At 66.8% G+C, this 11,534-nt stretch carries 5 protein-coding genes and 1 pseudogene; 3 read left to right on the forward strand and 3 right to left on the reverse strand.

The genetic code is table 11. The annotated features are described in order from the left end of the window. Positions 1-62 precede the first annotated feature (62 nt). Positions 63-1,046: a M15 family metallopeptidase gene (locus tag CGU34_RS03705; protein WP_100813278.1), complete on the reverse strand. Its 984-nt coding sequence runs from the start codon at positions 1,044-1,046 to the stop codon at positions 63-65. Positions 1,047-1,133: 87 nt separating this feature from the next. Here CGU34_RS03705 and CGU34_RS03710 point away from each other — a divergent pair, with 87 nt between their 5' ends. Continuing rightward, the gene (locus tag CGU34_RS03710) at positions 1,134-3,299 is read left to right on the forward strand and encodes an intein-containing Rv2578c family radical SAM protein (protein WP_157811210.1); all 2,166 of its coding nucleotides are present in this window, start codon (positions 1,134-1,136) and stop codon (positions 3,297-3,299) included. A gap of 168 nt (positions 3,300-3,467) precedes the next feature. Here the strand turns inward: CGU34_RS03710 and CGU34_RS03715 are convergent, their stop codons facing one another. After that, entirely contained in the window at positions 3,468-5,693 is a 2,226-nt protein-coding gene (locus CGU34_RS03715; protein ID WP_100813280.1) for a DEAD/DEAH box helicase, read from the reverse strand. A gap of 348 nt (positions 5,694-6,041) precedes the next feature. Here CGU34_RS03715 and CGU34_RS03720 point away from each other — a divergent pair, with 348 nt between their 5' ends. Together CGU34_RS03720 and CGU34_RS17310 are read left to right on the forward strand one after the other, a co-directional pair. Beyond that, complete coding sequence (locus CGU34_RS03720) at positions 6,042-6,983, forward strand: aldose 1-epimerase family protein (RefSeq protein WP_232711520.1); 942 nt, start codon at positions 6,042-6,044, stop codon at positions 6,981-6,983. Positions 6,984-7,601: 618 nt separating this feature from the next. Further along, positions 7,602-8,123: pseudogene (locus CGU34_RS17310) on the forward strand (DUF998 domain-containing protein); the annotation flags it as partial. A gap of 145 nt (positions 8,124-8,268) precedes the next feature. On the opposite strand, the gene CGU34_RS03730 reads toward CGU34_RS17310, so the two are convergent. Further along, positions 8,269-11,517: an efflux RND transporter permease subunit gene (locus tag CGU34_RS03730; RefSeq protein ID WP_100813283.1), complete on the reverse strand. Its 3,249-nt coding sequence runs from the start codon at positions 11,515-11,517 to the stop codon at positions 8,269-8,271. Positions 11,518-11,534: the final 17 nt, after the last annotated feature.

Here is an 11,534-nt window from a genome sequence, read left to right on the forward strand (position 1 = left end):
CGGGCACGGGTGACGCTCGGCGGCGGGATATCTGCGGATCTCCGATGACGATCGACGTCGACTCAGTCGAGATAGCCGGGCGCCGCGGACAGGCCGAAGAACTCCTCGAGCGTGCGGAATCCGCCTGCGTGGTACTCGGCGGCCAGCTCGGGGCCGATGTAGCGCAGGTGCCAAGCCTCGGGGTCGTAGCCCGTGATGGGAGTCAGGCCGTCTTCGTAGCGGATGATCCAGCCGAACTCCCAGCTGTGCTCCACGACCCACTGATAAGTCGTCGTGGTTCCGAACTGCTCCGACGACGAGCATCCGGGGGTACACCCGAAAACGTCCATCGCGATGCCCGACTGGTGCTCGCTGTATCCGGGACGCGCGGCAAGTCGTTCACCGGCCTCCTTGCCGAGTGATGCCACGCGATCGTTGTGGATGCGCTGCTGCACGGAGTAGCCCCGATATCCGTTCTGCATGCCGATCTGCCCCGTGCCGGCTGCGATGGATGCCTCGGACATCGCGGTGACCGTCGGCGCGATGTCCGTCCGCACGGCGGCGAGGTTGCCCAGCGGCACACCCCCGGGCGCAACCCAATCGGACGGCGCGAAATCGATCGGTTCCATCGGCATCGTCTTGTTCACGACGAACCACACATGCGAGGGGTCACGCAGGTCGATGCACGGTGCAATGCCGCGGATGACGGCCTGTCGAAGCCCTTCGCCCCCACCAGCCGCGGCGATCACGGCCGGATCGTCCCCGGCCGCGATCCCCGCCTGAACTTCGGGCCGATCACAGAACGCTCCCTCGGCAACGGGAGCCTCGGAGAGGGTGGGCGCGGGGATGGCAGTCGCGCTCGGCGGGGGTGGCGCGGGTGAGGTCGTCGCCGCTGCGGGGCTCAGATCGGCGCGAGGCGCGGCGAGCGCTCCGCCGATGCCTGCGACTGCCGCGACTGCGAGAGCGACGCCGATCGACGCCGCGGCAAGCCTGCGTACGCCGCGGTGCGGCGGTGCCGCATTCCGTGCCGCACGCCGGGATTCGGGTGACCCGGTCGCGGAGGTCATCCATTCATTCTGTCCGATGACTCTGGGCGCTCGCCTTCCCGCGCCGCGCGGGTTGACGGATACTTCGGTTTTATGTTCGAATATAGGATGCGCTGGCGCGGACAACAGCTCGGAGTTGCGGACGAATCCGCACTACCGGGGCTGGAACGAATGGACGGGCTCGTCCGTTCGGTGACGACGCCTGAATTCGCCGGCATCACCTTTCACGAGGTGCTCGCGAAGTCGGCGCTCAATCATGTGCCCGGGGCGTCGTCGATGCCGTTCAACTGGACGATCAATCCGTACCGAGGATGCAGCCATGCGTGCTCCTATTGCCTCGACCCGGACACCCTGATCGTGCTGGCGGATGGTCGACAGCGCCGACTCGGTGATCTCCGCGTCGGCGATCACATCGTCGGAACCGAGCGCTCGGGAAACTACCGGCGCTACGTTGAGACAACTGTCCGCGCAAAGTGGTCAACGCATAAGCGCGCGTACCGCATCACCCTTGCCGACGGCACGCAGATCATCGCGAGCGGCGACCATCGGTTCCTCAGCGACCGGGGCTGGAAGCACGTCACGGGAACGATGTCGGGATCAGAGCAGCGACCCTTTCTGACGACGAACAACCGACTCCAGGGGTTCGGGCTCGGCGGTGCGATGCACCCCGACCTACTCCTGGATGCAGATTTTCGCCGGGGGTACCTCGCCGGAATGATCCGTGGAGACGGAATGATCTTTCGCGGAACCTACGTCGACGCGAAACGTACGCGCGAAGTCAACCGTTTTCGTCTCGCTCTCGCAGATGCGGAGGCACTCGATCGGACTCGCGCGTTCCTCCTCGCGGAAGGCATCGAGACCCTGCTACGCCCATTCACACCCGCCACAACCACCCGCCGACAGATGACCGCGATTCACACGGCACGACGAGACGCGGTTGCACACGTCGAAGATCTCATCCGCGACCCCGTGGATCCGAGCAGCGGCTGGAGAGCCGGATTCCTGTCTGGCGTCTTCGATGCCGAGGGATCCTGTTCCCGAGGGGTGCTCCGCATCAGCAACAGCGATCCAAACATCATCCGCACAATCATGGAGTCTCTGGCGCACTACGCGCTTAGTGCGGTCGTCGAGCCCGCACGCGCGAATGGCGTTCGCTACGTTCGCCTTCTGGGAGGCCTGCCCGCACGGCAAAGATTCTTCCAGCTGACGCGCCCCGCCATAACGCGCAAACTGGCTATTCTCGGCACCGCGGTGAAGACCGCATCCGATCTGCGCGTGGTCGGTGTCGAGGGTCTCGGCTACGACATCGACATGGTGGACATCACAACAGGCACGGGTGACTTCATCGCCAACGGTGTTATCAGCCACAACTGCTTTGCTCGCGGTACGCACGAGTACCTCGACCTCGACGCGGGCGCGGACTTCGATTCGCAGATCATCGTCAAGACCAACGTCGCTGACGTGTTGCGGCGCGAACTGCGTGCGGGTTCCTGGCAGCACGAGCACGTCGCCCTGGGCACCAACACCGACCCGTACCAGCGCGCCGAGGGACGGTATGCGCTCATGCCCTCGATCATCGAGGCTCTCGCCGAATCGGGCACCCCCCTGTCGATCCTGACGAAGGGCACGCTGATCCGACGCGATCTCGGCGTGCTCGCAGCAGCCCGCGAGCACGTGCCCGTCGATCTCGCGTTCTCGATCGCGGTGTTCGACGATGCCCTGCAGCACTCGATCGAGCCCGGAACACCCACGGCAACCGCTCGTCTCGAGGCCGTGCGCGCCGCCACAGTCGCGGGGTTCGGGGTAACGGTGTTCATGATGCCCGTCATGCCGCACTTGACCGACTCCATTCCCGCGCTCGACGACGCACTCGCGCGCATCAAGGAGGCCGGCGCGGTGCGCGTCGTCTACGGCGCGCTGCACCTGCGCCCGGGCGTGAAGCCCTGGTTCATGCAGTGGCTCGAGCGGGAGCATCCGGAACTCGTTTCGTCGTACCGCGGGCTGTATCCGGGCGCGACGTCCAACGCGCCGAAGGGCTATCGGCAGTGGCTAGCGAAACGCGTGCGACCCCTGATCCGGGCGCACAGGCTCGACGGGCGCGCCGAAGAGGAGCAGACGATGCGGGCGCGCGGTCCTGGCCCGGTGATCACCACGCGCTCCGCCGGCGCGTCCCTTGCGGGCGTGACAGCCACGGGCGGACCGGCATGGGCGCCTCGTCGCGACACCAAGCCCTCGGGTCCGCGCTTCGACGTGTCCCCGCCCACCCTGTTCTGACCCGTGAACGTCGGCGAAACACCCCCTGTGCGGCCAAACACCCCGGGAGACGGGGTGTTTGGCCGCAGAACAGGTGTTTCGCGGCGCGCACGAGCGGCCGGGCGTAGCGGGCGGGCACGCGAAAGGGCGCCCCGGATGTCCCGAGGCGCCCTTTCGGCTCCGTGCTGGTTACGCGGTCAGCTCGGCGGCGGTCAGGCCGCCCGCGAGCTCGTCGATCACGTCGTCGCCGGGCGCAGCATCCTGGAAGGGTGCGACGATCTCGGCGCGCTCGAGCATCTCGGTCATCTTGCGACGACGCTGGCGGGTGATCAGCGTGACCACACGACCCTGCTTGCCGGCGCGGCCGGTACGGCCCGAGCGGTGCAGGTACGTCTTGTACTCGTCGGGCGGGTCGGCCTGAACGATCAGGTCAATATCGTCGACGTGGATGCCACGGGCCGCGACATCCGTCGCCACAAGCACGTTGACCCGGCCGGACGTCAGGCGCTCGAGGTTGCGCGTGCGCTTCTGCTGGTTGAGATCACCGTGCAAGGCGACGGCGGGGATACCGGCGTCGGCGAACTGCTCGGCAAGCATCTCCGCGAACGCGCGGGTACGGGCGAAGACGAGGGTCTTGCCGTCGCGGTCGACCAGGCGGCTGAGGATCTCGGCCTTGTTGCGGTGGTCGATCACGAGCACGCGGTGCTCGATCGTGCTGGAGGCCTGGTCTTCACCGGCGACCTCGTGCACGGCCGGCTCGACGAGGAACTCGTCGACGAGCGCCGAGACCTCGCGGTCAAGCGTTGCCGAGAAGAGGAGCTTCTGCGATCCGTCCGACGTCTCGCGCAGGATCCGCTGGACGGGCTCGAGGAATCCGAGCTCGCACATGTGGTCAGCCTCGTCGATGATCGCCACCTGGACCTCGCTCAGGTCGAGACGACCCTGGTTGATGAGGTCTTCGATGCGACCGGGCGTGCCGATGATGATGTCGACGCCCTTCTTGAGCGCACCGACCTGACGCGCCTGGGGCACGCCGCCGTAGATCTGGGTCGTGAACAGGCCCACGCTGCGGGCGATCGGCTGGATCGTGCGGTCGATCTGCAGGGCGAGCTCGCGCGTCGGGGCGAGGATGAGTGCCTTCGGCTTGCGGCCGAACTCACGACGCTGGCCGGCCTGGCCGCGCAGCACGTTCTCGACCATGGGAGCGCCGAAGGCGATCGTCTTGCCGGAACCGGTGCGGCCACGTGCGAGCATGTCGCGTCCCGCGATGATCTCGGGGATGGTTGCGGCCTGGATGGCGAAGGGCGCCGCGGCGCCGAGGTCGGCGAGGGCACGGACGATGTTGTCGCCCAGGCCCAGGTCACCGAAGCTCACGCCGTCGACATCCGTCGCCTGAATGGCTTCGGCCTGCAGGCGCTCGTGCACGACGTCGACGTGCTGCTCGTGCGACGCGGTGCGCTCGGGTTTCTTCGACCAGTCGGAGCGACCGGCGGGTGCGCCACCGCGGTCGTCGCGGCGGGGACGGTCGCTGTTGTATTCGCGCTTCGGGCGGTCGTCGAACGAACGCTTTGGCCGATCGTCGAACGAACGAGCCGGGCGCTCACCGTATGTGCGGGCCGGACGGTCGTTGTTGTACTCACGACGCGCGGGACGCTCCGCACCATCACGCGACGGGCGGTTGTCGAAAGAACGCGCGGGGCGCTCATCGAATGAACGCGCGGGACGCTCGTCGCGACGCTCATCACGACCGCGCGCGGGACGCTCGTCGAACGAACGCTTGGGCCGGTCGTCGAACGAACGAGCCGGACGCTCGTCGAACGAACGAGCCGGACGCTCGCCAGAGGTGCGAGCCGGACGATCGTTGTTGTACTCACGACGGGCCGGGCGCTCCGCACCATCACGGGCCGGGCGGTTGTCGAACGAACGCGCGGGGCGCTCACCATACGTGCGGGCCGGACGATCGTTGTTGTACTCACGACGGGCCGGACGCTCCGCACCATCACGCGACGGGCGGTTGTCGAACGAACGCGCGGGACGCTCGTCGAAGGAGCGCGCGGGGCGCTCATCGAAGGAGCGCGCGGGGCGCTCATCGCGGCGCTCATCCCGACCCCGGGCCGGACGCTCGTCGAACGAACGTGCCGGACGATCGCCGTGGGCATGGGTACGGATGCCGCGGGCCTCTTCGCGGCCGGCGCGCTGCGCCGAGGTCCAACGGGCCTTGGGTGCACCGGACTCGTCGGTCGAGGCCCCGGCGCGGAACCCGCGGTGACCAGCGCTGCGGCTGCCCGGCTTCTGCGAACGAGCCTCGGTCGCCGTGCCCTGACGCTTGCGGTCCTGGTAGGGGGTCTTCTCACCGCGGCGCGGTTCGAAGTTCTTCGCGGGTCGGCCGCCGGCCGGCTTCTTGTTCTTGGGCATAGTGGTGTCCTTCTGGGTTGTCTCATGTGAGAACAGCACTCCACTGAACGCACCGAAGTACGCCGCTCAGATCTGCGTCTGATCGCGGTAGGAGTTACCCGGACTCTCGTCGGCCGGGGGCCATTCAACGTGATGGTCGCCGGGGCGGATTCGCCCCCACCATCGGCCCCTTGGACTCACAAACCCATCTACGCAAACGCGTAGTGTCCAGAGCCGACCGGCCAACACTACCGCACGGCGGTCACCCACGCTGAGAGAACGCCGGATTCTACGCGAGAAAGCACGCGGCCGCCGTTCAATAACATGAGCACGTTCGGCCGGGTGGCCGGTCGAAGGGGGGACGCATCCGTGACATTCGCTTCACAGGGACACGATGCGCGGCGCGGACCGACGGGTGAGCAGTTCGTCCTGCGCAACGATAACGGCGGAGTCGGCGCGCAGATCACCCAGGTCGGCGCTGCGCTCCGTGCCCTGACCGTCGGGGGCATCGAACTCGTTCCGCCCTACCCGGCAGATGCGCCCTCGCCCGCAGCATCCGGAGTCGTCCTCGTACCGTGGCCGAACCGGGTTCGCGACGGCGCATGGGCGCAGGATGGCAAGACCCGTCGACTCGCGATAACCGAACCCGCCCTCAATAACGCGTCGCACGGCCTGCTGCGCTTTACCGCGTACACCGCGACCGACGTCGCGTCGGATCGGGTCACCCTGGCAGCCGACGTCTATCCGCAGACGGGCTACCCCTTTCATCTGGCCACCCGAGTGATTTATGCCCTGACGGACACGGGTGTCGCCGTCACGCACGAGGTCGAAAACGTGGGGACGGATGTGGCGCCCGTCGCCGTCGGAACGCACCCCTACCTGATGATCGGTGGCGTACCCACCCGCGATCTGGCTCTGCGCTCATCCGGCACGCACCGCTTCGTTGTGGATCAGCAGCTCATCCCGACCGACGAGGTGCCGGTCAGCCCCGGAAACGACCTGCGCGAGGGACGGCGTCTGGGCGACATCACTCTCGACACGGCGTATTCGGGGCTCCGACGTGACGCTGACGGACTCATCCGTCATTCGCTCACCGCCCCCGACGGGCGTTCACTCGTCCTCTGGCAGGGTGCCGGCTTCGATTTCGCGCAGATCTTCACGACCGACCGATACCCGGGCCAGTCGCTCGCGGTCGCGATCGAGCCGATGACCGCACCGGCGGACGCCCTCAACTCGGGTCGAGGTCTGCGCCGGCTCGCGCCGAACGAGAAGTGGACACTCGAATGGGGCGTTGAACTGACAAGTTCATGAGATGTCTCTCATATTGGGATGCTCGGGGCAGAATATGGGCCTTAACGACCTGAGTCGGAAACTATAGCGGGCTATAATCCTCGCAATAGCCACGCTTCCCGACACCCCCCGAAAGGTCTGGACGTGACACCCCCCGGTCTCGTCACACCCTCCGTCAACTTCGCCCCGTCCAATTTGCGCCCCTGGCGCGCCCTCCGCGCATCGATGCTCGCGGTCGGCGCCACGGTGCTTGCTCTCGGTGCGACCCCTGGCGACCCCACCGTACCCCTCTGGGGCCACTGGTCGGTGGGCATGTTGGCCGCGTTCGCGGCGGCGACGACGAGTGGAATCCTTGCATACCGGGCATACACGCGGCGCACCGAATTGTCGGTGGCGAACGGCCACGACGATCGACACTGGAGCCACCGGATCGATGCGGTCTCGACCGGTTTTGCTCAGGCCCTCATCTCGGGTCTTCTGGTCGCGCTGACGTTCATCATCCTGAACGGTCTGACCGGGGGCGCCCACGTCACCGCGTTGCAGGCGACGGTTGCGGCGGGCGTCAGTATCGCCCTCGTATCGCTCATCGCCACGCTGGCGGCGTCACGCAACGAGACCATCCACGCGGTCGGAATGCTGATGTCGCTCACGGTCCTGGGGTCTCTGACGTCGATCCTCACCACACCCGACCCGAACTGGTGGCAGCTGCACTTCAGTCAGCTGGGGACGTTCCACGTGTTCTCGGGATACATGTTCAACGGCACGCTGATCGCAACGGGAACGCTGATCGTCGCGTTCTCGTTCAGGGTCCGCCGTGTGCTGATCAACGCCCGAGGGCAGGGACGCCTGCGAAGCGTCCGCGCACCTCGCATCTTCGCGATCCTCGTGGCCTGCGTCGGCGCGAATATGGCGATGGTCGGATTCATCCCGGTGAATCAGCAGCAGTTCCTGCACGATCGTGCCGCCACGGGTATGACACTGTCGTTCGCCGCGCTCCTGATCCTCACCCCGTGGCTGCTCCGCGGGCTCCCCCCACGCATTTCACGGGCAACCGGCGCGATCGCCGTCGTACTCGTGATCGGCGCCACCGTATTCATCTTCGGCATCATCAACCTCGCCGCCTTCGAGATCGTCGCATTCGGCCTGATGTTCAGCTGGATCGGAGTCTTCGCGACCTGCGTCGACACACGCCATGCGCCGCGGGCAGCGGCTACCCAGGCGGAATCGGCTCCCGAGTCCGCGCGTACTTCAGCACCGGCGCCGCGCCGCGACGTGGCCTCGGGTCGCCCGCGCCGCCCGGTCGTCGTCAGCCGTCGTGCTCGCCGCGGCGCACCCGACGGGTCTGCTGCACGGGCGCTGCCGCCGGATACCCGCCGAGCAACGATGAGCTCGCTTCGGCCTTCTCGAGTGTCGAGCGTCCGTCGTCCGGCTCGCGGGGGTCCGTCCCGCGGGGGCCCGACCCCGACGATGCGGGTCCGCCCCGTCGCGCGACGCGCCGCTCTTTAGCCCCCTCGACCAGGTTGTAGAGGGTCGGCAGGACGAGCAGCGTCAGCACGGTCGACGAGACGAGTCCGCCGATCACCACGATGGCGAGCGGCTGCGAGATGAACCCGCCGTGTCCCGTGATGCCCAGGGCCAGGGGCAGAAGCGCGAAGATCGTCGCGAGCGCGGTCATCAGGATGGGACGGAGGCGACGCGCGGAACCCGCGATGGTCGCCTCGTAGGCGCTCAGCCCCTTCTCGCGATACTGGTTGACCAGGTCGACGAGCACGATGGCGTTGGTCACCACGATCCCGATCAGCATGAGCACACCGATAAGGGACGCTACCCCGAGCGGTACGCCGGTCAGGATCTGCAGCAGGATCGCTCCCGTCGCCGCAAACGGCACGGACACCAGCAGGAGCAGCGGCTGGCGGAGGGACTTGAACGTCGCGACCATGATGATGTAGACGATCAAGATCGCGGCGAGCAGAGCAAGACCCAGCTGCGAGAACGAGTCCTGCTGCTGCGAAATCACCCCGCCCACCTCGGCGTCGGCGCCCACGGGCAGTTCGATGTCGGCCAGGGCTTCGTTGACCGACGCCGACGCGGCGTTCAGGTCATCGGTCGAGGGAGTGACGGTGACCGTCGCGGTGCGCTGCCCGCGCTGCGTCGTGATCGACGTGGGTCCATCCGTCTCGTCGACCGTGGCGATTTCGTCGAGACGCACCGGTCCGGCCGCGGTCGGCACCTCGAGCGCACGCAGCTCATCGAGCGTGGCGGGCGAAGCGGATGCCGCAAGGTACACGGTCAACGCGGTGTCGTTGATTTCGATCGACCCGATCGACTGGGGCTGCATGGCGCCGGATACGAGTGCTCCCACGGCCACTTCAGACAGTCCGCGGGCCGCGGCGGCGTCACGGTCGACCACGACGGCGATGTACGGCAGTGATGCCGAGAGGTTGCTCGTCACCTGACCGATACCATCGCGGCCGTCGACAGCGGTGACGACGTCGGCCGTCGCCTCTTCGAGCGTCGACCGGTCGGGGGCGCTGACGTCGATCTCGACGTCGCTCGACCCGAAGCCTCCGCCCGACCCGGCGACCGCGATGTCTCCCGCACCCTCGAGGTCCGACAGCGTCGACTGGACGCGCTCACGCAGCTCGACCTGATCGACATCCGAATCGGTGGTGATGGAGTACGTGATCCCGGCGCTGCCACCCGAAAAAGCGTCACGAAGCGCGGATCCGCTCGATCCGATCGACACCTGGACGGTCTCGATGCCGTCGATCGCCAGAAGCGCCTCTTCGACCTGCACGGCCGCGGCATCCTCACTGTCGAGGCTCGCTGCCGGGCCCAGGTTCTGCGTGACGGTGAAGGTGTTCTGTCCGGAGTCGCCGAGGAAGTTGGTCTTCATGAACGGAGCCGCGGCGGCCGTGCCGCCGAGGACCACCAGCGCCAGCAGCAGCGTGACCCACGAGTGCTTCAGCGTCCAGGACAGGATCGGCAGGTAGGACTTCTGCAGGCGCGTGTGCGGTGCGGTCGGAGACTCGGGATCGACCGCGACTCCGTCGGCATCGAGCAGCGCTTTACCCGGGCGCAGGAACCAGTACGCCAGGACGGGCACGATTGTCAGGGCGACGAACAGCGAAGCGAGCATCGCGATCGTGACGGTGAGGGCGAACGGGCGGAAGAGCTCGCCCGTGACATCGCCGACGAACACGATCGGCAGGAACACCGCGACGCTCGTCAGGGTCGAGGCCGTGATGGCTGCGGCGACCTCGCGGACCGCCAGCAGGATCGATGCGGTCTTGTCCGCGTCGCCCACATAATGCCGCTTGATGTTCTCGATGACGACGATCGAGTCGTCGACCACACGCCCGATCGCGATCGTCAAAGCACCCAGGGTGAGGATATTCAGCGAATAGCCGAAGGCCTGGATGCCGATGAACGTGATGAGCACGCTCGTCGGAATCGAGATCGCGGTCACGAGCGTCGAGCGCACCGACAGCAGGAACACCAGGATCACCAGGACGGCGAACACCAGCCCCAGCAGGCCCTCCTGCGCGAGAGATTCGATGGATTGCTGAATGTACGGGGCCTGGTCGAACACGACCGTGAAGGTGGGTCCACCCAGGCTCTGCTCGATCTCCGGCAGCAGCGCGAGCACGCCACGCGAGACGTCGACCGTGTTCGCCGCGGGCAGCTTCGTGATCGCGATAGTCAGCGCCGGCTCACCATCGACGCGTGAGATCGAGGTCACCGGATCGGTGTCTTCCGCCACGGTGGCGACATCGCCGATCGCGAGCGTCTCGGAACCGAACTGGTCGGCGCTCGTGGGCACCAATGGCAGCGCGGCGAGTTCGTCGACCGTGGTGATCTTGACGCCGGTTTGAACCGTGAGCGTTTGATCCGCCTCCGTGATCTCACCACCGGGAAACAGCACGCCGTTCTGATCGAGGGCGTCCCGGATGGCCTGCTGTGTGAACCCGGCGGCAGCGAGCGACGCCGTGTCCGGCGTGATGGTAATCCTCTGACCGATTCCCCCGACGATCTGCGCGGCGTTCACGCCGTCGACATCCTCGAGGTCGGGGATCACACTCTGTTCGAGCTGAGCCTGAACCGACAGCGAGTCATCGAAGCCAGTGACCGCCAGTTGGATGACGGGGAAGTCGTCGAAGCTGGCGGCGATGACGTTCGGTTCGATCGATTCCGGAAGTTGCGCATCGATGCGGTTGATCGCCTGGGTGATCTTCTGCTCGGCCGTGGCCAGGTTCGTGCCGTAGGTGAACGATACCGAGATGATCGAGGCATTGGTGGTGCTCGTTGCGACCGTCGACTCGAGCCCTTCGATGCCCTGAATGGCTGTTTCGATCGGCGTCGAGACATCCGTGTTCACAACCTCGGGCGAGGCGCCGGGGTATGCCGTGACGATGGCGAGTTGGGGGAACTCGATCGACGGGATGAGCTCTTGTTTGAGGCTGGTCAACGCCAGGCCACCGAACACCGCGGCCACGATCGTGATGAGGGCGATGAGCGCGCGGTTCTTCAGGCTCAGGATGGCGAGATTCGACACTGTCGGCCTTCGGGGAG

The organism is Microbacterium lacus (assembly GCF_002812805.1).
GTDB lineage: Bacteria > Actinomycetota > Actinomycetes > Actinomycetales > Microbacteriaceae > Microbacterium > Microbacterium lacus_A.

Bases quoted from the DNA above. Each gene is read 5' to 3' on its own strand.
- CGU34_RS03705 (WP_100813278.1), bottom strand. From the start codon at position 1,046: ATGACCTCCGCGACCGGGTCACCCGAATCCCGGCGTGCGGCACGGAAT.
- CGU34_RS03710 (WP_157811210.1), top strand. From the start codon at position 1,134: ATGCGCTGGCGCGGACAACAGCTCGGAGTTGCGGACGAATCCGCACTA.
- CGU34_RS03715 (WP_100813280.1), bottom strand. From the start codon at position 5,693: ATGCCCAAGAACAAGAAGCCGGCCGGCGGCCGACCCGCGAAGAACTTC.